Source organism: Streptococcus sp. HMSC078H12 (assembly GCF_001814615.1).
GTDB lineage: Bacteria > Bacillota > Bacilli > Lactobacillales > Streptococcaceae > Streptococcus > Streptococcus salivarius_F.
Map to the genome: position 1 here is coordinate 111776 of NZ_KV817339.1, position 22693 is coordinate 134468.

Annotated in this window: 23 protein-coding genes and 1 pseudogene; 2 read left to right on the forward strand and 22 right to left on the reverse strand. The window is 39.4% G+C overall.

The window, feature by feature from the left end:
• Positions 1-58 precede the first annotated feature (58 nt).
• Together HMPREF2979_RS10130 and HMPREF2979_RS07225 are read right to left on the reverse strand one after the other, a co-directional pair.
• A pseudogene (locus HMPREF2979_RS10130) lies at positions 59-190 on the reverse strand (RNA-binding protein); the annotation flags it as partial.
• A gap of 58 nt (positions 191-248) precedes the next feature.
• Positions 249-1634, reverse strand: a complete 1386-nt coding sequence (locus tag HMPREF2979_RS07225) for an amino acid permease (RefSeq protein WP_070655885.1) — start codon at positions 1632-1634, stop codon at positions 249-251.
• 326 nt (positions 1635-1960) lie between these two features.
• Between HMPREF2979_RS07225 and HMPREF2979_RS07230 the strand changes: the two genes are divergently transcribed.
• Positions 1961-5110: a KxYKxGKxW signal peptide domain-containing protein gene (locus tag HMPREF2979_RS07230; RefSeq protein ID WP_070655887.1), complete on the forward strand. Its 3150-nt coding sequence runs from the start codon at positions 1961-1963 to the stop codon at positions 5108-5110.
• Positions 5111-5277: 167 nt separating this feature from the next.
• On the opposite strand, the gene HMPREF2979_RS07235 is transcribed toward HMPREF2979_RS07230, so the two are convergent.
• The 5 genes from HMPREF2979_RS07235 to HMPREF2979_RS07255 form a co-directional block, all read right to left on the reverse strand.
• Positions 5278-6042, reverse strand: a complete 765-nt coding sequence (locus tag HMPREF2979_RS07235) for an amino acid ABC transporter ATP-binding protein (protein WP_070655890.1) — start codon at positions 6040-6042, stop codon at positions 5278-5280.
• A gap of 11 nt (positions 6043-6053) precedes the next feature.
• Positions 6054-6740, reverse strand: coding sequence for an amino acid ABC transporter permease (locus HMPREF2979_RS07240; protein ID WP_070655894.1), 687 nt, complete (start codon positions 6738-6740; stop codon positions 6054-6056).
• A gap of 3 nt (positions 6741-6743) precedes the next feature.
• The gene (locus tag HMPREF2979_RS07245) at positions 6744-7436 is read right to left on the reverse strand and encodes an amino acid ABC transporter permease (RefSeq protein WP_070655896.1); all 693 of its coding nucleotides are present in this window, start codon (positions 7434-7436) and stop codon (positions 6744-6746) included.
• A gap of 69 nt (positions 7437-7505) precedes the next feature.
• Entirely contained in the window at positions 7506-8372 is an 867-nt protein-coding gene (locus HMPREF2979_RS07250) for a transporter substrate-binding domain-containing protein (RefSeq protein WP_002885359.1), read from the reverse strand.
• Positions 8373-8390: 18 nt separating this feature from the next.
• The gene (locus tag HMPREF2979_RS07255; RefSeq protein WP_070655898.1) at positions 8391-9389 is read right to left on the reverse strand and encodes a uroporphyrinogen decarboxylase family protein; all 999 of its coding nucleotides are present in this window, start codon (positions 9387-9389) and stop codon (positions 8391-8393) included.
• 381 nt (positions 9390-9770) lie between these two features.
• Here HMPREF2979_RS07255 and HMPREF2979_RS07260 point away from each other — a divergent pair, with 381 nt between their 5' ends.
• On the forward strand, positions 9771-10253 hold the full coding sequence (locus tag HMPREF2979_RS07260; RefSeq protein ID WP_021143938.1) for a glutathione peroxidase: 483 nt from the start codon (positions 9771-9773) through the stop codon (positions 10251-10253).
• Between the two features lie 107 nt (positions 10254-10360).
• Here the strand turns inward: HMPREF2979_RS07260 and HMPREF2979_RS07265 are convergent, their stop codons facing one another.
• The 15 genes from HMPREF2979_RS07265 to HMPREF2979_RS07335 all read right to left on the reverse strand — a co-directional run bounded on the left by HMPREF2979_RS07265 (position 10361) and on the right by HMPREF2979_RS07335 (position 22584).
• On the reverse strand, positions 10361-10621 hold the full coding sequence (locus tag HMPREF2979_RS07265) for a SemiSWEET family transporter (protein ID WP_002885327.1): 261 nt from the start codon (positions 10619-10621) through the stop codon (positions 10361-10363).
• A gap of 295 nt (positions 10622-10916) precedes the next feature.
• Entirely contained in the window at positions 10917-12062 is a 1146-nt protein-coding gene (locus tag HMPREF2979_RS07270) for an FtsX-like permease family protein (RefSeq protein ID WP_070655900.1), read from the reverse strand.
• A gap of 3 nt (positions 12063-12065) precedes the next feature.
• Positions 12066-12746, reverse strand: coding sequence for an ABC transporter ATP-binding protein (locus HMPREF2979_RS07275; protein WP_070655902.1), 681 nt, complete (start codon positions 12744-12746; stop codon positions 12066-12068).
• A complete protein-coding gene (locus HMPREF2979_RS07280) occupies positions 12743-13318 on the reverse strand; it encodes a TetR/AcrR family transcriptional regulator (RefSeq protein WP_070655904.1) in 576 nt (191 codons plus the stop codon). The genes HMPREF2979_RS07275 and HMPREF2979_RS07280 overlap by 4 nt, the downstream gene beginning before the upstream one ends.
• A 148-nt stretch (positions 13319-13466) precedes the next feature.
• The gene (locus tag HMPREF2979_RS07285) at positions 13467-14390 is read right to left on the reverse strand and encodes an aldo/keto reductase (protein ID WP_070655906.1); all 924 of its coding nucleotides are present in this window, start codon (positions 14388-14390) and stop codon (positions 13467-13469) included.
• 265 nt (positions 14391-14655) lie between these two features.
• Positions 14656-15459 carry a DUF3169 family protein gene (locus tag HMPREF2979_RS07290; RefSeq protein WP_002885273.1) on the reverse strand — a complete coding sequence of 268 codons (804 nt, stop codon included), beginning with the start codon at positions 15457-15459 and terminating at the stop codon, positions 14656-14658.
• Positions 15456-15665 carry a helix-turn-helix transcriptional regulator gene (locus tag HMPREF2979_RS07295; protein ID WP_002885361.1) on the reverse strand — a complete coding sequence of 70 codons (210 nt, stop codon included), beginning with the start codon at positions 15663-15665 and terminating at the stop codon, positions 15456-15458. The genes HMPREF2979_RS07290 and HMPREF2979_RS07295 overlap by 4 nt, the downstream gene beginning before the upstream one ends.
• Positions 15666-15670: 5 nt before the next feature.
• Positions 15671-15985, reverse strand: coding sequence for a hypothetical protein (locus HMPREF2979_RS07300; RefSeq protein WP_002885280.1), 315 nt, complete (start codon positions 15983-15985; stop codon positions 15671-15673).
• Between the two features lie 491 nt (positions 15986-16476).
• Entirely contained in the window at positions 16477-17079 is a 603-nt protein-coding gene (locus HMPREF2979_RS07305; RefSeq protein WP_070655908.1) for a nitroreductase family protein, read from the reverse strand.
• Positions 17080-17208: 129 nt separating this feature from the next.
• On the reverse strand, positions 17209-18069 hold the full coding sequence (locus HMPREF2979_RS07310; protein ID WP_070655910.1) for a VOC family protein: 861 nt from the start codon (positions 18067-18069) through the stop codon (positions 17209-17211).
• 133 nt (positions 18070-18202) lie between these two features.
• Positions 18203-18652, reverse strand: a complete 450-nt coding sequence (locus HMPREF2979_RS07315; protein ID WP_014632939.1) for an Rrf2 family transcriptional regulator — start codon at positions 18650-18652, stop codon at positions 18203-18205.
• A 184-nt stretch (positions 18653-18836) separates the two neighbouring features.
• Positions 18837-19700, reverse strand: coding sequence for an alpha/beta hydrolase (locus HMPREF2979_RS07320; protein ID WP_013990361.1), 864 nt, complete (start codon positions 19698-19700; stop codon positions 18837-18839).
• Positions 19687-20979 carry a PTS transporter subunit EIIC gene (locus HMPREF2979_RS07325; RefSeq protein ID WP_070655912.1) on the reverse strand — a complete coding sequence of 431 codons (1293 nt, stop codon included), beginning with the start codon at positions 20977-20979 and terminating at the stop codon, positions 19687-19689. Before HMPREF2979_RS07325 ends, HMPREF2979_RS07320 begins: the two co-directional genes overlap by 14 nt.
• Before the next feature lie 195 nt (positions 20980-21174).
• Positions 21175-21807 (reverse strand): nitroreductase family protein, encoded by a 633-nt coding sequence (locus HMPREF2979_RS07330; RefSeq protein WP_070655914.1) that lies wholly within the window; start codon positions 21805-21807, stop codon positions 21175-21177.
• Between the two features lie 90 nt (positions 21808-21897).
• Positions 21898-22584: a YoaK family protein gene (locus HMPREF2979_RS07335; RefSeq protein ID WP_070655916.1), complete on the reverse strand. Its 687-nt coding sequence runs from the start codon at positions 22582-22584 to the stop codon at positions 21898-21900.
• Positions 22585-22693 lie beyond the last annotated feature (109 nt).

A 22693-nucleotide genomic window follows, 5' to 3' on the forward strand; every position in this document is an offset into this window, starting at 1 on the left:
ACTTAAAGAAAGGTTAATCTTTCCTTAAAGTAAAAAGTCCCCAAGATATTGGGAACTTTCAATCTATAGGATAAACTACTCTAAATTCTTCCAACACAACTAGACTGTCCTGACTAAAATGTAATCCAACCTCTTCCAACCATTTGCTAAAGAGATCCTCATGAAGCTCTCGCCAATAGGTTAACCTACGGTCTCCTTCACTTTCATTATACCAAAAACGCTAGGCCGTCTGACCTAACGTTTTCATCTTAATACTTCGAATGTTTGTAACCGTAAAAGGCATAGATAGCTGACCCAATTAGCACTGCCAAACCAAAAGCTAACCATGTCTGCCAACTGTACTGACTCATAAAGGAGAGACAGACGATAATTGAGATAATTGGTAAGACCGGAACAAATGGAACCTTGAACTCGTCCTTCTGTGGCAAGCCCTTGTCCTTACGAAGAATAATGAGAGCAATAGCCAAGAGAACTAAGTAAGCCAAGGTCGCAATGTTAACCAAGGATGCCATGTTGGCCAAGGAGAAAATTCCTGCTGAGATAGCTGACAATACGCCTGTCAAAAGTGTCGCATGATGTGGAACCTTATTAGTCTTTGAAACCTTTTGGAAGGTTTGGGGAAGGAAACCATCACGCGCCAGGCTATAAACCATACGACTAAGGGCATAGGCCATTGAAATACATACCGTAATCAAGGTCATAATAGCAACGACAGAGACGTAGTTGGCTGCCCAAGAAATACCGATATAGCGAAGGGCATAAGCCACAGCATCGTCGACATTCAACTTGGTATAGTGAACCACTCCTGTCAAGACTAGAGAAACCACTGCATAAAGTGAAGCCACGATAATCAAGGCAAGAACGATACCTCGAGGAACGTTCTTTTGTGGCTCTTTAATCTCGTCTACTGTCATAGAGATAGACTCGAAACCAAGGAATCCAAAGAACATGAGAGAGGCTCCAGCCATAATACCAGTTTTTCCTCCATAAATCTGACCAAAGCCAAATGGTGCAAAATCTGCCCAGTTGCTAGGATTCAAATGGAAGAGGCCAACCAAGATAAAGACCGCCAAGGCTGAAAACTTGAGCACTACCAAGAGGGAGTTCAAACGTAAAGCCTGCTTAGAATTCATGAGAAGAAGAGCTGTCACCAAGACCAAGACCAAGACTGGCAAGAGGTCTATGTAAGTGCCTTGATTGGGATTGAAAGGTCCACTGATAGCTTGAGGCAACTTAAGACCAAAGCTAGCCAGTAGCCCCTTGAGGTAGGCACCCCAACCAGAGGCCACACTGGATACGGCATTCATAAAGACAATCATGGTCAACCAGCCACCCATCCAGGCAGGATACTCCCCCCAGACAGCATAGAGGTAACCATAGACACCACCGGCTGATGGGTAACGTGAGGCAAACTCAGCAAAGAAAATCGCTGACATCCCAACACACACGGCTGAAATCAAGACCGAAATAATCAGGGCAGGACCAGCCAGAGTCGATGCCGCGGTACCAGTAATCGTAAAGATTCCTGTACCAACCATAGCACCGATTCCCAGCAGGACCACATCCCTAAGGGTCAGATGTCGTTTCATCTCAGTCTGAGCGAGACCGACATCCTTTTTACGAAAAATACTCATTTTTATACTCCATTTTTTGCGAAATACCGAACTATTATACCATATTTCTTGGTCTAAATGGGCCTTTTTCTGTATTTTTATACTTTTATTGGTGAATGCTATGCCAAAAATGGGGACTCCTAATGCTTACTTTTTAATTTTCCATACATCTCGATTAAAAGGAGCTTGCTAAAGTGGTCATTTATCATTCTTTTTTCTTTCTCAAATCCTTACCTAGAAAGAATTTTCAATTTTTAGAAAAAAACATGAAAATCTTATGAATGCGTTTGATTCTTCTAATGAAAGATGTTAGAATGGGGTCATTAAAAAGGAAAAGGGGAACTTTTATGGAAAATAAAGTTCATTTTAAACTTCATAAAGTGAAAAAACAATGGGTTACCATTGCCGTGTCTGGTTTGGCACTTGGTGCCTCATTGATTGGAGTTGGTGTCTCTGCCGACGAACAAGCTACAAATCAAGTTACCTCAGCTAGCACACCTGAAAGTGTCAGCCAGGATCCTGATCATTTCGTCACAGAAACAACTGTAGCTACAGCAAAAGCTGATCAAGTCGCAACCAATAAGGCAAGTGATACAACTGCTACTGTCACAACTGATAAACAACCAGTCCTTAAAGAAGACCAAGCAAGCAGCACTTACAATTTGTCTAGTGGCGAAACGAGAACTGCTACTTCAACTTCAGAAACAGCTAGCACAGTCACTGAAGTAAACAGTCAAGCACCAGAATCTGTTGAAACTACTGTCGTTTCTGGCGGTCAATTCAAGAGCGATGCTGAGGGCAACTGGTACTATCTCAAAGATGGGAAAAATTTGACTGGTGCCCAAAACGTTGACCATTTCGACCTTTATTTCCACGAGGATGGCAAGCAAGCCAAGGGTGAGATTATCACAGAAAATGGACAATCTTTCTACTATGACAAAGCCAATGGACGTAAGGTAACCAATACCTCTATCAACATCGATGGTCAAGCCTACAATGCTGATGCCCAAGGTCGTTTGACAGCAGTTCTACCTGAAACGAACAAACGCAACCAGTTTATTGAAGACAACAACCACAACTGGTATTACCTCGGCAAAGATGGGAAACCCGTCACTGGTGCTCAGAATATCGATGGCTTTAACCTCTACTTCCACGAAGATGGTCGACAAGCTAAAAACGAAATCGTCACTATTAATGGTGATAGCTACTATTTCGATAAAGACAATGGACGTCGCGTAACAGGTCTACAAGCTCTTAACAACGTCAACCATAAATACTTTGGCTTTTACTACTTCGACAAAGATGGCAAGATGGTCAAAGATGACTTCATCACTGAAAATGGAAATCTTTACTACTTTGATGCTACTGGTAATCAACCTAATTTTGTCTTTGTTTCGGATAATGCTGGAAACTGGTATTACATCAATGACTTCAAGGCAACTAAAGGCTTCTCAGCCCCATTTGGTTTCCAAACCGAATTTCTAGACCGTAGCCAAGCTCACTACAAGACAAGTGTTCAAAACCTGAACGGACAACAGTATTACTTTGACCCTAAGACTGGTATTATGGTAACCAACCGTTATGTTTCTGACGATAAAGGGAATTGGTATTACTTTGGTAAAGATGGTAAAGCGCTTCATGGCTTTCAAACAGTAGACGGTAGCCTTCACTACTTCAATGACAATGGTCAACAAGTCAAAGGGGACTTCCTTTACTACGGTAACGATATCTACTATTTCGATAAAGATAATGGAAATCCAGTAACTAACCAATTTATCAATAAAGACAACTCTTGGTACTACTTCGGAGCTGATGGTAAAGCCGTGTCTGGTTTCCAAACCATTAACGGACAGAACCTTTATTTCCACGAATATGGTGTCCAAGCCAAGGGACAACTGGTTACTATCGGCGGCAAAACCTACTACTTCGATCCAAATACAGGTGACAAGTGGGTCAATCGTTCACTTACCTTAAACGGTACGGTCTATAATTTTGATAGCAATGGTGTGGCGACTACTAAAGCTGACCAAACCACAAATCGAAATCAATTTGTTAAAGGTACTGATCAAGAATGGTACTACTACGATGCTAATGGTAAAAAGGTCACTGGTTTCCAAACCATTAACAAGGACCTCTACTACTTCAACGATAAGGGCCAACAAGTCCGAGGAAGTATTTTCAACCTAGGTGATAACTACTACTTTGCCAACAAAGACACTGGTGCTGTCCTTCGTAATGCCTTCTACCATGATAAATCTACTGGGCGTTACGGTAACTTCTCTGAAAACATCTACTACGCTGGCAATGATGGTGCCTTCAAGACAGGCTGGTTTGAAGTTGATGGCAACCGTTATTATGGTAGCGACTATTCTGATGACGACACACCTAAAGGAAACCTCTACACAGGAGTTATCAACTCTCAACTCTTTAGCCCAGATGGAAAACTCTTGACAAACGGTCTCTATCCTGAGTTCAAGCGTACTGGTGAGAATTCGTATGAACTTGAAGGTGTCTATGTTACAGATGCCGACGGTAATATCAAAGAAGGTCCTTATCAATATGATGGTAAGATTCTTGGATCTAAATATAGTAACGTCCGCCAATCACAATGGTCAACTTTTGACGAATGGGATATTCTTAATGGACACCTCTACCATTTCGACTCAACACCTATGACCTTCACAGCACCAAATGGCCAAAAAGTGACCACAAACGTTGCCATTGCAACAACTAACAAGGCCCTTACTTATCGTGGCGTAACCTTTAATTTTGATGCCAAGGGTATTGATGCGGCAAAAGAAAAAGCCATCCACTTTGACCAATTGCAGACGGATCGTAGCGGTACAAGTTATCTCTATGAAAATGGTCAAAAAGTCACTGGCTTGAAGACATTTGATGGCGTCACTTACTATTTCTATGAAGATGGCCGTCAAGCCAAAGGCACAGAGGTCACAATCAATGGTAAGACTTACCAATTTGACCAATTGACTGGTATCATGACACGTAATGCCTTTTCAAAATCATACAACTACGAAGGTTCTCCACGCTTCCCATACTACCCAATACGCTACTATGGCAACGACGGAGCTGCTCTTACCGGTTGGCAAACCATCGACGGCAAGAACTACTACTTCCGAGCTAGCGGAAACCTTGAAACAGGACGTTTTGTCATCGGGGACAGAGCCTATAATGCCGATGACAATGGTGTAGTTGCTGACCGCAAGGGTGAACCTGCCTACCGCAATCGTATTGTCTACGATAAAGGCGACAACTACTATTACAATGATAAAGGTGAGAAAGTGACCGGCTTCCAAGAAGTTGATGGCAAGGTCCTCTACTTCGACGCTGAAGGCAAACAAGTCCTAGGACGCTTCGTCACAGTCGATAACTACACCTACTATTTAGACCCTAAAACAGGTGAAAGATACACTAACCGCTCTGTCCTCATCGACGGTAAACTCTATACCTTCGATAAAGATGGACATGTGGTGTCTTAAGATGAGATGAAACCTGAAACCGAGACGAAAGTCTTGGTTTTTTGTGGGAGTTATACCATATAAACTAACATTACATTTAGGAAACTAAAAATAGGCTGAGAAATAACCTCAGCCTATTTTATTTATACAAGAATTATATACTCTAATTATAACTTATCAATGATGAATCAAATCATATATTCCAAATCATAACTAGCATCAGAAAGAATACGTGCCAAAAATTGTTGGGTACGTTTTTCTTTTGGTCTGTAAAAAATGTCTTTTGGACTCCCCTCTTCGATGACATGACCACCATCCATGAAAACGACATGGTTAGCTACATCTCGTGCAAACCCCATTTCATGAGTCACAACTACCATTGTTGTTCCTTCATTAGCAAGTTGTTTCATGACATCCAGAACATCCCCAACTAGTTCTGGATCAAGGGCCGATGTTGGTTCATCTAACAAGATAACTTCTGGTTTAACCGCTATTGCTCTAGCTAAACCAATACGTTGTTGTTGTCCTCCTGAAAGTTGTGATGGGTAGTAATCTTTAAAATCCAGAAGACCAACTTTTTTAAGTGCTTCTTCAGCAATCTGTTGCGCTTCACTTTTAGGAACTTTCCTAGCAATCACTAAACCTTCCAAGATATTCTCAATGGCAGTCTTGTTTGCAAATAAATTGTAATGTTGAAATACAAAAGCTGTTTTCTTTCTGATATCTAAAATATCTTTCTTTGATAACTTATCCAAAGAGTAGTCCTTACCTGAAATTGTTAATTGACCTCCATCTGCTTTCTCCAAATGATTAAGGCAACGCAAGAAAGTTGTTTTTCCTGAACCTGATGGTCCCAAGATGACAACCACATCTCCCTGTTTCACTTGAAGATTGACATCAACAAGAACCTGACGATCTCCAAATGTTTTTGATATATGTTTAGCTTCTAGCATAGTGACTCCCTCTATGTAAATTGCAATTTTCTTTCTCCAAGGTTAAAGAGAACTTGAATGATACCACAAATGATTAAGTATAAAACGAATATGACAAAATAAGATTCAAAATATTGATATCCATATGCTGCTTCAACTCGTGCAATTGCGGTAATATCTTTTATCGTCATAACAAAGACAAGTGACGTTCCTTTTACAATATTGATAACTAAGTTACACAAATTTGGAAGCGCAGCCTTAAGTGCCTGTGGAAAAACGATTCTAAGATAGGCTTGTCTTGTTGTTAAACCTATGGCTTGTGCAGCTTCTAGTTGACCTTTATCAACAGTTAGTAATGCTGATCGAATGATTTCCGATAAGCTTCCTGTCGTCATCAAGCTATAGATAATAAAGGCATAGTAAAGCGGATTAACTTTGAAGACATCTATGTGACTCCCAATTCCTTTAAAAAATTGATTTAACAAACTAGGGAACAAACTATAAAAAAATAAAATTAACAGAATTGGAGGTGTTGCACGAATAAATGCAAGATAAACAATTGAAAAAGTCTTGACACCTCTCAACTTATAAATCTGCCCTAAAGCGAGAAATAAAGCAGGTAGAAAACTCAATAAAATTGCCACAACCATGATTCCCAGAGTTACCGGAACACCATATAAAGCCTTGATAAAGGTATCTATAATAAAAGTAATATTCATTTTTTACCTCTCTTTTACACTCAATTTGTGCTCTGCTATCCTAGAAATCAACGATAGAATTAATGCTATTCCCCAATAAACAAGGGCAACAGCTGTATAAGTCTCCAAAGAATAGTTTCCTAAATGGCGACTAATCAAAAGATTCCCTTTGCCCATAACATCAATAAAACCAATTGTATAAGCCAAAGCTGCATCGCGCATAAGATTAAGTATAGCTGTTGTAATATTTGGTAAAGCAACCTTAAATGCTTGAGGGGCAATAATTCTTACAAAGGTTTGTTCAGAAGTAAGCCCAATACTAAGCCCAGCTTCTAATTGTCCTTTAGGAATTGCTTGATATGCCGCTTTAAACACTTCTGATATCATTGCTGAGAATAGGAGAACCATGGTCACAAGAACGAATATCAATTTGGACCAATTATTAATATCTAATCCCAACCACCAATTAAGAAATTCTGGAACTCCGTAAAATACCAAGAATAATAGCACAATAGGTGGGGTACAGCGTAAGATAAAAACATATCCCTTAGCTAAATTCTCCAAAGCTTTATCCTTGGAAAGGCTTGCCCAAGCAATTAATCCTCCTAATAACGACCCAAGTAAAGTCGTTAATATGATAACCAATAATGTCATTGGTAAGCCCTTTATGACTTCAGGTAATGCTCCAAAAACTTTTGAAATGTCATAATTGACCATATTTTCTCCTAACTAAACTCACTTCAGAAGCTTATCAAAACATCATACTTTTACGACGTTACAATTTACTTATTTGTCTACGTATGAGAAGACATCCTCACCAAAGTATTTTTTAGATAACTTTTCAAGTGTACCGTCTTCTTTTAGTTCCTTGATAGCCTTAGTATATTCTTTTGAAAACTCTTCGTTCTTACTATCTCGATGGAAGAGTGGATAGGTTGGAATTCCTTTATAAGGGAACCAAGTCAATTTATCTGCATATTGATGATACGCACCGTCTTTATCAGTTACAGCCTTTTCAAAAGATAATTTAATATCAAAGTAAGCATCATAACGATTTTCCAAAACCCATGCATAGGCATCTGAAACTTGGAAAGATTCCGCAGATGTTAACTCAATTGGTTGATCTTTATGCTCATCGTTGTAGTCTTTGATAACATTCCACTGAGCATTTTGTGGTGAGATTGGCACCAAGCGACCATTTTGTTTTGCAAAATCAGAGATATTTTTATATTTATCTTTATCATCCTTACGAATGGTAAATCCAATAATACTTGCTCCAATTGGATCTTTAGGAATAATAAACTTTTTAGCACGTTCATCTGTGTACCACGCGCCCTTCGTACCGATGTCATATTTACCTGACTCTAAACCAATCAAAAGATCATCATCACTTGTTCCGGTATATTCAAATTTGTACTGTGGAAGCTTTTTATCAATTTCCTTTAATACAGCTACCTCATAGCCATCAGAATTACCATCCTTATCAACAAAATCATAAGGAACATAGTTTTGAGTATGGGCAACTTTTAATGTTGTTACCTTTCCAGAGTCTGATTTTGCTTTTTTATCTCCTGTTAAGCTACGTCCAATAACTGTAGCCCCAATAAGTGCTACAACAACAGCTCCACCAATAATCCATGTCTTTTTACTCATATTAATCTCTCCTTTTTCTTACAAAATTGCTGCTTCACGTACCCATTCAATACGCTCATAGTTAATATCACTTGGAATCGTGCAATCAGCACCAATGATTAACCCATGGATTCCAGTATCAGCAATAATCTCCCTAACCTTTTCTTGAATAGCTTTTTTAGTTCCAGTATATAGAAGACCGTCTTTTCCATTTTCAAATCCTCCAAGAACTGTGCGACCTCTAAAAATGTTAAGACCTTTTGCCAAACTAATTCCTTCAGGACCGACCGCCCAATTAACTACCTGAGCAGGATAATCTTTAAAGAGTTCGATGTTATTACGGGCTCCTTCGTAACCGCAAATATGTAGAATATTATGTCCTTTGGCTCCATTAGCTGCTTCTAAAACCTTTAATTCACTTGGAGCAATGATTTCTTTATAAATTTCAGCGCTAACTCGCTCATCTTGAATACTTTGAACACTTAGGTAAATACCATCAGCACCTGCTTCTTCAATCACCCTCTGACTAAGACTCGCAATGTCTTCGCCAATAACATCTAAAACATGCTTCAAAGCTTTTCGGTTTTCCACAATGTAATCTGCGATAAGATCATCGCCACCTGAAACTTTTCCAACTAACCATTTTAAATAAGTAACCGGAGCGAAGATATTGTAAATTGCAACAATATCTTCAGGAAAATCAGCAATCAGACTTTTTACAAGTTCGACTTGTGCAGAAATCCAAGGATGATTTGCACCTAAAGGTTCAATTGTTTGCAAATCACTGATTGACTTAAAGTCTTTAAAAGCAGGCTGTGGGTATGCAAAGAAACCATCACTCATCAATTTAACAAAATCGGGTTTGACTTCTTCAATAAATTTTTTATGACCAGCTTTATTCTTATCAATAATTTCTGGATTTTCAAAACCATGTAACCACTCGTCTTCAGTAGTAAAATGATGCCAAAATCCCACCGGGACACGATCAACACTTTCTCCACGAAATGCTTTCAAAACTAACTCTCTTTTTTCTGACATAAGAATCTCCTTTTCTCTTATCCTAATATCAACAGCTAATGAACATACCTAAAATACTTTTAACTCCTATTATCACTAGCTGCTTCAAAACTGAATGACATTATCTTATCAGAGATTATCACATCCGAAAAATAAAGAAATTTTATCCTGGGTTATAAATTTAATTTATGAGTGTAACATTCAAATCCCGTTTAAACCTTGTGTTATATACTCTAGAGCAATATATCTCCATTTAGTATCATCACAATTAGTAATAAGTAAACCTAAATCAAAGATAAAGAATTACTATCACCAACTTAATTTAGTCTCTATTCTTCCCGAATAACCCTTCTCTGACTAACTTTGCTATAATAGTCTCAAATAAACCAAAGGAGATTTCCTATGACAACCTTATACGATTTTACAGTTTCAGATCAAGCTGACCAGCCCGTATCCCTAAATGATTATAAGGGCAAGGTCGTCTTAATCGTCAATACAGCAACAGGTTGTGGTTTAACGCCACAGTATCAAGGTTTGCAGGAACTTTATGACAAATACAAAGACCAGGGTTTCGAGATTCTTGATTTTCCTTGTAATCAATTTATGGGGCAGGCACCTGGTAGTGCTGAAGAAATCAATACCTTCTGCACCCTCAATTACCATACAACCTTCCCTCGGTTTGCCAAAATCAAGGTCAATGGTAAGGAAGCAGAACCACTTTTTGATTGGCTAAAACAAGAAAAATCTGGACCTCTTGGGGCTAGAATTGAATGGAACTTTGCTAAATTTTTGATTAACCGTGAAGGTCAAGTCGTCGAACGTTTTTCTTCCAAAACTGATCCACTAAAAATGGAAGATGATATCAAGGCTCTTCTTAGTAACTAAAAATAAAAAACGAGAGTGAAACTAGAACGACAATCTTTGACTGTCGCTAGTTTTGCTCTCGTTTTCTGCGTTAAGAAAAATAGTATATAAAGAAATTTTGCTTTATTTTAGAACAAAGCTGTCAATGCTGTAATTAAACCAAAGATAATACCTGGTGCATTGGCCGCAGCAAGGGGAAGGTCACGTTCTTTTTTAAAGAGACCATAGTAAACCCAAAGGCTACAGTTGACTGCAGCTACCAATGGTTGGATAAAGTTTCCTTTATGACCAGACAAATTGTCCATGATTTGTGGTACGTATGATACATACATCATAACTGACATGAAGGTTGCCACCCAACCAAGGGTTTTCATTTGTTTATCTGACATTCGAGACTCCTCTTTCATAAAATTCTTTCTGCCTTGTACATCTAGAAATATTACAAGACATGTTTTAATGCACTAAAATTAAAACAGTGTCTATCTTACGCTTTAACAATAGAGAATGCAAGAATTTCGGGACAATGTTAAGAAGATGTAAACTATCACAAGATTGTGATAGTGCATTTAGTCTCTTATGTAGCATTTTCATAGTAGAAAAAGACCTCTTTAAGAGGTCTAAAGTCAATGAATCTACTATTTTTTCTCATCAAAAAGCACTGATATTAAGTATTACTGTCATAAATCATTCAGCTAAGAGCACTTCTTTAATCGTTAGTTTTTGGAGTTTTCTGTTGGACAGATAAAACAGGCTTTCATAAACCACAGCAAAGCCAATCAAGGTCCAGAAGCAAACATTCCAATCAAAGTTATGCTCAATCTTTTCAGAAACTGTATCTTTGATTACACCAATCAAGATTTCCATGATACCGTATTGATAAGCCGTCCCAAGAACAAATCCTAGATAGGCCCAAAAACGATAGGGAGCGAGAATATGATTTTGGCATTCACGATTGGTGTAGCCAAAAGCCTTCATCAAGGCTAAGGTTTCGCGACTTTCTGAGACGACAATCCCCAATGACAAAAAGAGAATCGAGAAAGAAAGAATTAGGCCAATCATAATCATCATGGTTTGGATGATGTCATCTGTGTAATCTCTTAAGCCAAAGGACAATTGAACCATGGCCGCAAAACACATGGAGCCAAAGACCACAAAGAACAAGATAGATTTTCTTCCCCAAATCAGTGACGAAGACAGCTCTTTTAGGAAGGATTTTTCTTTCTTAGGAGCACTTTTTCTCCTTTTAATCTTAATCGGTGTTGGAGATTTTTTCAATAAGCGAAGGGCCGGCGTTTGTAATTGTCTTCTAGCATAGCCAATCGCGAGAAGCATAAAAAAGGTCGTTGGCAGGATCACCAAAGCAAGCAAGAGCTGCCAGTGAAAATGAATGGTAATGTCTGGCAGAATTCCCTTTTCATTTCGAAAGTCATAAAAATGACCCATCATAAGAAAAGAAGCGAAATATCCAAGAAGTGCTCCAACTCCAAAACTAAGTCCAAAAGCCCAAAATCGTTTCGCCAACTGGCCATTGCTATAGCCCAAAGCCTTTAAAATTCCTAATTGTTCCTTGTGGTCATCGACAAATTGTTTGATATAAAAACACATGAGAAGGATCGACGTCAAAGACAAGACAACCCCACTGACCATGGCCACCATCCAAGATAGCGAAACCTGGGCATCATAGTAGGTCTGAATCATCGGATTGGTTTTAGAAATCTCCAACTGCTCGATATCCAGGTAAAAATTCAAGAAGAGATTGGCCACAAAGACCGCACAAGCCCCAATGATACTGACGACAACTAATTTTCGAATATCTTTTACTGAAAACATAGCTTACCATCCAATCTCATAAGCAGTCTGAGGCTGATCATTGGTCACAACTTGGGTGATCTTGCCACTATTGACGCGAATGATGGTTCTGGCCATATCCGCAATATTTTGGTTGTGCGTCACCATAATGAGGGTAAAGCCTAGCTTTTCATTCAACTTCCAGATATAGTCGAGAATCTTGCGCCCTGTTTCTTCATCCAGGGCCCCAGTCGGCTCATCTAAGAAAAGAATCTCTGGCTTTTTGGCTAAGGCACGAGCAATGGAGACTCTCTGCTGTTCTCCACCAGACAATTCACTTGGATACTTGTCCAGCTTATCGCCAAGCCCCAAATCCTCGATGATCTGCAAAAAATCATGATTGTTTGCCAAATCAGCTCCCATCTTTACATTCTGTCTGACCGTTAGATTCGGCAATAGATAATACTGCTGGAAAATAAAGGCAATCTTCTCACGTCTAAAAGCCGTCAATTGAGCATCCGTGAGATGTGATAAATCTTGTCCTTGAATGAGGATATGCCCTTCGTCTACCTTTTCTAAGCCTGATAACACGTTTAGGAGAGTCGATTTCCCTGATCCAGAAGGGCCTAGGATAACCACATCATCCTGGTCTTGAATCTGCAAATCAATCCCTTTTAAAACCTTGGTTTGGCCGTAACTTTTGTGCACATTTTCTAGTTGAATCATTTCTTTCCTACCATTTCTTTGATGAGAGATTGACAAACCTCTGTCAGTAATCCAATCACTTCTTCCATGCCGAACTGATAAATACCAGAAGCAACCATAGAGGCCATCCCGTGCGAGTAGATAAATAGATGCTGGTACAAGCGACTAGCCTCCTCTAGAGTCAAAGGATAGTCTGCGACAATCGAATCCAGAACCAATTGGTAACTATGATCCTTCATGGGAAGAAAATCTTGAAAGCGACGAATCGGATCTTTGCTAGGATTTTGGAAAAGCAACTGAAAGAGTTGGGGTTCTTTTGAGGCGAAAAGGATATAAGCAACCCCGACAGATCGAAAAGGCTTTTCATCTTCTAAGGCCTTTCGAATATACTCCACCACGACCATCTCCGCAGCACCAATAACCTCTGCTTGTAACTCAGCCATATTAGCAAATTGCCCAAAAATGACTCTTGGTGTAGCTCCCAGTTTCTCCGCTAATGCTCTAGCTGTCAAACTAGACATGCCCTGTTCGCGTACCAATTGTAAAGCTGTCCCAATGATAGCCTCTTTACTAAATTTAACCTTGGGTGGCATAAGACTCCTTTCACGCAACATACGTTGCGCAACACTTGTTGCATAAAAGATATCATAAAAAGGAAAGGCTTGTCAAGAAAAAACTGAAGACCACAAAACAAAAAACCAGACTACCGATTAGAGTGGAATCTGGTTTGATAACAAGATTCTAAGGCAAATCATTTCCTGCAGCCAGGTAGATTTGGTACCATTCCTTGCGGGTTAGGGTAACTTCTGCTGCTTTCCCTGCTTCAAGGACATGCTGTGGCTTGGTTGTTCCGATGACCGCCTGCATCTTACCTGGATAACGAAGGACCCAAGCAAGGGCGATGGCTGTCGGTGTGACTTGGTATTTTTTCGCCAAGTCATTGAGGACGTGATTGAGGTCCGCAAACTCTTCATTGCCGACAAAATTTCCCTTGAAATAGCCATGCTGTAGGACAGACCAGGCCTGAATCACCGTATCGTTTAAGCGACAATACTCAAAGACACTGCCATCTCTCACAGCTGCTTTTGACCCTTCCATATTGACATGAAAACCAGCTTCAAAGCTCGGTGTAAAGGCAGCACTCAACTGCAACTGGTTGACCTTGAGAGGTTGTTTGACTGCGGTTTTGAGCAATTCCATCATCATAGGATTTTGATTGGATACCCCAAAATGACGGACCTTGCCAGCTTGCTCCAAGTGATTAAAGGCTTCTGCCACTTCTTCAGGTTCCATGAGGGCATCCGGTCGGTGAAGGAGAAGGCTATCTAAACGCTCAATCTGCAGACGCTCGAGGATGCCATCAACGGAATCCAAAATATAATCCTTCGAAAAATCAAAATAGGTAAAGCCATCTTTGCGAATCCCACACTTGGACTGGATCCACATCTGGTCCCGAAGATCCGGACGACGCTTGAGAACCTTGCCCAGCAGGACCTCACACTTACCATTTCCATAAATATCCGCCAGATCAAAGGTGTTAATTCCAATCGACAGGGCTGCCTCTACCAAGGCCTCCACCTCATCTTCACTCATCTGACTAATCCGCATCATCCCAAGGACAATCGTTGACAAACGCTCATTTTCAGCAAAATCAATATACTTCATCACTGCCTCCTTTTCTGTATCTCTATTGTAGTGAAAAGGGTTTCAAAAATCAATTGAGAATTAAAAGGCCCTCAGCATCAACTGAGGGCTTGGATGATTTACGATAGCTAGGTCACCTTTGATAGTTTCTCAAAATCCCTAAGATTCAAGACCGATAGCACATGTATTGATTGTATATAAAGAAATGGAAGATACGATTTTCAATAAGAAGAGCTCTCTATCACTTCCAAAAACTTTTTACAGATTTCTAACATGGATGATACATTTATTCTTTATAATAACGTTTGGTAATCTTGTATTGTGAAATAAGTATATAAATATAGATGATGGATACAACACTCAAAGCCAAGAGGATATCCGTCTGGAAGGCAATCCCAATGATTAAAATTCCAATTAGCATGATAGGTAAGATATAATTGCTTAACTTGACCACCACTTCGAAATTTTCTTCGTAGCTAATCTGCTTTTCTGCTTCATCCATCATACTCATCATAAATTCACGCACTTCCTTGGCATTGGCATTGCGAGGAATTGGTTTTCCATAAATCAGATGAAAGGTCTTACGATAGAAGAAATCCACTAGGATAAATAGAACAAACAAGACAAGAAGAAGATAGAGCATGGTAAAAGTTCCAAAGATAAAAGACAAGTTTCCTGTTCCAGGTCTATCCATAGACATCAATTGACTATAAAATATGACGACTAAAAAGTATGGTAAGATCAAGATTCCTTTAACAATGGTTGCTAAACCATAAAGTTTTTTCTTTTGAACGTCATAGTGATATGCCTCATCTTCATCTTCTATTTGAAGCATCTTTTGATGGACTTTTCTTCCCCACATCAGTAAGCCCATCGTAATCATAAACACAATCAGGAATAAAACTACAGATCCCAAATAGAGTACTTCTTTACTAAAGAAAGATTGAATTTCAATTGGCTTTTCTGATCCGAACATCCCTGTCAAAACTCCAAGACCTCCTCCAATCAAGCCAGCAGCAGTCATCAAACCTACTTTTCTCCAAAAACGGTAACGTGGGGATCTTTTTTGTGGTTGCTTTTTCATAATCATTCCTCTTCCTCTACAAGACTAAAAACATTTTCCACAGGCTCTTTGAAAACTTGAGCGATGGTAATAGCAATGATAACTGAGGGGGTATATTCCCCTCGCTCCAAGAGACTGATGGACTGGCGTGAGACCCCTGCTAGCTTGGCTAGCTCAGATTGGTTGAGCCCATCACGCGCTCTCAACTCTTTCAGACGATTTTTTAATCTCATGATGACTACCTCAATTGCTGAATTAATTCAACATCTTCAATACGAACTAATTTTGTCACCCTATGTTGTTTAATGCCCTCACGGCTTAATTTAACCCAATCTTCATCACAATCAACAATTTCCCAATTACTTCCAAAACCATTTAGTCTAATACTGACCGTTTGCCCTTTCAATTCTTCTAAAAGTCTAGACATTTCTTGATTTCCTTTCAATTGTTTTTCCAACCCTTTGATACGTTTGTTCAATCTTTTTATCTTCTTCTCTGAGCTCGTATAAATCAGAAACAGAAGTGGAATAAAAGATAGCCAAATAAATTCCATCGTAATTTCTCTCCTTTCTTCGTCTAAAACTATTGTAACGCTTCTTTTTATTTTTGACAAGCATCTTTGTCAAAAATAAAAAGAATATTGTCAAAATTATTGAAAATAAGATATAAGTAGCTCATCTTTTCAAACCTTTTAGACTATCTCTCCTTCGATAAACGACTTGGAGAAATTGATGTGCAAGATACCGTTAAGAAAGCACCCATAACCAAATAATTTCAAATACTCAGAAGTTTGGAGAACTGTCTTAACCTGAGCCTAAAAATTAAAAATCGAGGGCTCAAACTTTACTCATGAAACTTCGGAGAAGATCGCTGACATTTGCTATCACCTAAGGAAAGTTTCAAAATTCACGCTATACATTTTCTTGGGCATTACTAGTTTTGAAATAGAAAAAACTAGCAAGAATCTTCAATCCTGCTAGTCATTTGTCTTATCATTATAATTTTGTTCAGTCAGTACATAACCAACTGACTAAGTTAAGGTGATTATTTGTCTCCAAAAACTTTGAAACGGCCTTCTGTTGGGATGTCCTTATCTCCTGCTGGTGCGACGATTTGTCCAAATGGTGCTTGGGCACGGAGCTTCCAGTTAGCTGGGATATCATATTTTTCAGCCAATTGGGCATCAACAAGTGGGTTATAGTGTTGCACGTTCATGCCGATATTCTTCTCAGCCAAAGCCAACCATGTTGCATAAAGAGCGATTCCGTGACCTTGTTCTGACCAAATTGGGAAGTTATCTGCATAAAGTGGGAATTGCTCTTGAAGGCCTTTCACCACATCTTGATCTTCATAGAAGAGGATTGTTCCCTTAGCTTGGGCAAAACCTTTCAAACGTTCTTTTGTTCCCTCGAAGGCTTCTGCAGGTGTCACTTTTTCAAGCTCTGAATAAGCAATCTCATTCCAGAAGGCATCTGATTCTTCATCCAGCAAGATCACCACACGTGATGTTTGTGAGTTGAAAGCTGTTGGTGTGTTAAGGACAGCTCCTTGAATAGTATCAATCAATTCTTGATTTGAAAGTTCCACATCTTTTCCCAATGCATAGATAGAACGGCGTTTTGTTTGTAAATCTGTAAAGTTTGTCATCGTTATTTCCTCTTTATTTGTGATATATGTTAATTGTTAAAATTGTTAAGTTTATTTGTAATAACTTTGATTACAATAACCATTATAGACCTTTCAAATGTAATGTCAATGGTTACGACTAAAAAATCACTAATTATTAATATTTTTTCTTACCCGTGTCAAAATACCGTCATTATCCTCGAATGTTAAGGCATTAGAAGATAACCATTTGACCTCGGCTCCACGATTATTAGCACGCTCTGCAATAGCAATCAAATCTCCCTTGTCTTCTACTTCAAGAACGTAATAGGCAAGACCGGGCATATCTTCTTCACGTTTTGCCAAGTCCTTTCCACCCCATTCATTGACCGCCAAATGATGATGGTAATCGCCTGAAGCAATCCAACTAGCACTTGGAATAGTGAATTTATCTGCTAGCTCCAAAACTTCCTGATAGAAAGCTGAAGCTAGCTGACTATCCTTGACTGATAAATGAATATGTCCCATTCGGGTTTCCTCAGCAATGACAAAAGGTTCAACCTTGCGTCCCATCTCGTAAATTTCTTGGGCTGAGAGTTCTTCTGTTACCCCAACAATGCGACCGTCCTCACGAATATCCCACTCAGCGACTGGCTTATCTCGATAGAGCTCAATACCATTGCCCTCAAGGTCTTCCAAATAAAGAGCTTCACTATAACCATGGTCAGCTGCACCAACAAAAGGATAGTCCAGTTCAGCAATATGTTTGAAAACATCAGCCAGATCCTCGCGAGACGGCAACAAAATCGCCATATGGTAAAGACCGTAACTGGACTTGACCGCTTCTTCACGATTAGTTTGAATCAAGTGGACCAAAGGCTTGTTTCCAGATCCCAAGATAACCTCTTTTTCCGTTTGGGAGAGGACTTCAAGACCTATAATCTGTGTATAAAAGGCTGTCTGACCAGCCAAATCCTTAACATTTAGCACTGCCTCCGCTAAATGAATCTTACTATTATAATCGTATGTCATCTGATTTTCTCCTGTGTTGTAATCTTTTATATGACAATATTATACTTGGTTTAATTGTAATGTCAATTATTACAACTAAGAAATAAAAAAGAAACCGAATAACTTTCGATTTCCTCTATTTGCTGACTAAAAATCAAGCTCCGGCTTCTTTCCAGTTTGCCTTGGCATCTTTTAAAATACCAGCCAAGGTTTTCTTTTCAAGCTCTTTTTCCATTGCCATTTGAACGTCTTCTAGGCTTTGGTCCAAGATTCCATGAATATTTCGTCCTACTGGACAGGCTGGGTTAGGATTGTCATGGAAACTAAAGAGTTGACCACTTGGGCCGATGCTATCCACAGCACGATAAACCTGAAGAAGGTTGATTTCTTCTGGGTCCTTGAGCAAGCTAGCTCCACCTGTTCCCCTTTGAACTGAAATTAAGTCTGCTTTCTTTAGTTGCGACAAGGTTTTGCGGATAATAACAGGGTTAACTCCCACACTACCAGCCATAAAGTCACTGGTTAACTTAGTTTCATTTCCCTTATTTTGTGCTATAAGAGTCAAAATATGAACGGCAATGGTAAAGCGACTTGGAATTTGCATATTTGGGACCTCTCATTCTTCTTTGCTATTTTACTTGATTATAACAAAAAGAAAGTTGTAAAACAAGGAGTTACAACAACTTGAAGAGTCAATCTTATCACTAAAAAAGATAGAGCCATGACAGACTCTATCTGATTGTGTTTGATGATAAACAACTAGAACTGATAAATGATATTATTCTCACTTACTGAGGCTCTAGTTGGGTCTTTTGTTTCTTACGAACACCCTGCCCCTCAATATGCTGTTTGACCAGATCCACAACTTCATCATTGGTTGGCAAGTCCGAGTGCTGAGCATCTTCACCTGTAACCGTAATTTCAGTATAGCTCTTTGCTTGGTTCTGATAGATATATTTTCCAGCGGACACACTGGCATCAGGCACCAACTCGTCCGAATCATAGGTGATAGTCCCTGCTACTGAATAGACATGTAAGGTGGACGGAATATTCTTCTTACCAGCTATAAAATCCGCAAGCATGACTGATTTATTTTTAATATTGGTTTCAGTGAAATTATAGGGCGTCCCGATAGTCATGAGTGAGTTTATCTTGACATCATAGTCACTCAGATAATTTTCAATAAAGGCTGTATAAATCAGTCCACCATTGGAATGGGCCAGACCTTTAAAATTATTGAAATTGTATTTATTCTGCAAGGCTTCAAAGGCCTGATTCATCATCTTAGCCTGTTTCTTGATATTACTATAACCGTCTTTGTTATTTTCAAATCCGATAACAATGACTGGTTCGTTGTCCTTAGCCTTGATTTTGCCCTCAAAGGTAATACGACCATTGTTCCAAACCTTGACCTTGAGAAGGCTATGCTTAACCCCATGACGGTCTTGATTGAGCTTACGTACCAAGCCATCAAAGCGATTTTCTGTAGCGGAACTCCCTGGAATCATGATAATAGGAGACAATTTTGAATTATAGAAAGTCTCGATTTCCTTGACATTTTTCCTGGTCCAACTATAAGACGGAACAGCCAAACCAATGAGAAAGACCGCAACAAGGATAAAGGCCAACTTCGTTTTTTTACTGAACTTCATTGCTCTCTCCTTCCTCTTTCAAACCGTGTTGCACCTTATTAGACAGATGAACAAAGGGAATAAAGATTGCAACATCAACTGCAAAACAGAGCATACTAACAGCAAGTGCCCGCAGGCTACCACCAGTTCCAATAAAGGCGTAAAAAAGGCTCGGCGTGCCATCTGGTACAGGGTAAACCGCCGCAGGCATAAGACGAATAGCCAAAGCCACCGCAGCTATTCCCATATTGACCATAGGTGCTAGAAGAAAAGGAATCAGATAAACCAGATTTAGTAAGACTGGTATCCCTACCATCAAGGGGGCCCCATTATTAAAGAGACTAGGGAAAACACTAAGAAGACTAACCTTCTTATCCTTAAAGCTGGTTGATTTTAAAAGTAGAGCCACCAAGAGCGCCAAGCATGAACCAACACCAGCAACCAAGCCGTAACTATGATAAAGGTTTGTTAGCGTATAAAGGTGGGGAAGCCCAGCCGTCGTATGGTGGGAGACGGCATAGGTCAGATTCTCCAAAGCAAAACTATCCTCAGTAATAGCATTGTGAGCAAAAGCCTGACTATTTCCAACCCAAGCAGAGAAAGTGTTCAAAAGTCCCATCATAAAGGTTGAGAATAGATGGTTATGGGTGACAGTGATTTTCGATACATACTGACCTATGGTCTGAAAAACATTACGTTGGTCTCCAACAAACAAAAGAATATTGAGACCAACCGCCAGAATTAGAGATAAAAAGATGGGACGAACTGTCTTAGGTTGATAAATATAGTCCTTATCCACAATCTGATCATCACTAGCTCTTGAAAAGCGAAAAATCTGGCCAACCAGATAACCCACGAAGATAGCCAGCATAATATTAATCGAAGCTGGTAAATTGATACGTGTCAAATCGCCATCGTTTATTGGAGACATTAACAACTCTTGCGATCCTATTGTCAAGCTGACCAAAAGGGATGTCACACCAGCCGTTCCAGTACTTCTACCGTAGTGACCAGCCGTGTATTTTCCTGCAAAGTAGGTTGACAAGGGACCTGCTAAACCACCAAGAAAACTGGAAAGATTGTTGAGCACCTGACCAGTGATCCTAAAAGCTGGCAGCCAATCAGAAACAGAAAACAACTGGTTAATATAACCAAGATCTGAAAAGACAGATAGCGAAATCACCCGAATAATTCCTGAAAAAAGGAAAAAGGGAAAGAGCGAAACCAAGGTTTTCTGCGTAATTTGGACAAAGCCTCGCTCACGAAACCAGAGAAACCTCTGGACCAAATAGTTTATCATAAAAGACTCCTAGTAAAAGGCAAAAATAAACTTTACATTCAACGTTTTCTTTCATTATAGCACAAAGAGAGGGGCCTTACCTTAATCGTGGGTTAAAGCACATTCCCAATCTTACTAAAAACACTTAGCTATCTCTTAATACAAGAAAAAACCATAAGTCTCCAATTCCGAGACTCATGGCCTTTTTTATTATCATTAAGCAAAAGTTGTTACATCAGAGGCATCCAGACGAACAGACTCAAAGCCTTCTTCATTGGCTTTCCCAAGAGCAATGAGCAAAACTGGTACATGACGGTCTTCATCAAGTCCAAAGGCTTTGGCAAGCCCATCTTTTTTATAACCACCGATGGCGTTGGTATCATAACCATAAGAACGAGCAACCAACATCAACTGCATGGCAGCAAGGCTAGCATCGATGTGGACAATTTCATTCATCATTTCGCGAGGAGCATTTTCATACATTGGCACAATGCTTGACAGTTGTTTTTCTTTGACTTCTTCAGGCATTTTTCCTTGAGCAACAGCCTTACCGTATATATCTTCTGCTCTTTCTTGGCTCTTCAAATCGGCAAAAATAAGGACCATGGCTGATGATGTTTCATTTTGCACACCATTGAAGCTGACGAAAGGTGTCAATTTTTCCTTGCCCTCTTCGCTATCAACGACGACAAAACGCCAAGGTTGCATGTTGACTGATGATGGTGCTGTGACAGTTTTATCTAGGATTTCCAACAGTTCTTCTCGCGGAATCTTAACAGATGAATCAAAGTTACGAATGGAACGACGGTTATAAACGATATCTGAAAAATCATTGCTTACTACAGGCATCTTATGTCTCCTTTTTTTGATTAAATGAAAATAATATAATCAAAATTATAACACAAGACAATTGTTATCAAAAATATTTGCTACAGACGACTAAAGATTCGTTTCCTTGAGCCCTAGCCGTTTCACTTCAGATGAATAGTAAACCATGATGATAATAAGACTGAGTGTAATTACCCAGATTGACTTAAGGTGCACAAAATGCATAAGAACGGCTGAGACGATAGCGCCAACGATAAAGCTCCCTACGATAAAGCTATAATTGACAGCCTGACGACGATATTCTCTCTGATCACCACTTCCCTGAATGGCATAATAGAGGGCCGTTAACATCCTTCGATAATTTCCTGAGGTCATAAATATCACGAAGGGATGATTCTCAATCTGACTGCCAGTAAAAGTCTTCATCATGATACCTGCAGAAAAAGCGATAATCGGGAGCTCAATCAAGGCATTTGAAGGTAGAAAAGGCAGGATAGCTGTCATCACACAAAGTGGAAGAAGACCATAAACTCGCCAATAGGCATTCTTACGCTGGTCTTTAAACCACATGCCAAAAAGAAAGCCTAAAGAAAAGAATAGGATTGAAAAGCAACGCAACAAGTTATAGTACATACTACTGTTCTGCCAGTCAGCGACCAAGAGAAGGATATTCCCAGTCTGTGTAGCAACCAAACTATGATAGTACATATGACAAAAGACATCCAAAGCCCCTCCTGAGAAACTCAACAAATTAGCCATCAGACGCGTATTTTGAGGAAGAAGGTTCCGCGATTCCATAACATAACTTCCCTTCTAATAGTAATTGATAGGATAACTTTATTATAGCAAATTCGGGAACACACAGTAGAAAAAAACAACCCTCACGAGTTGCTTCTATCCTATTAAA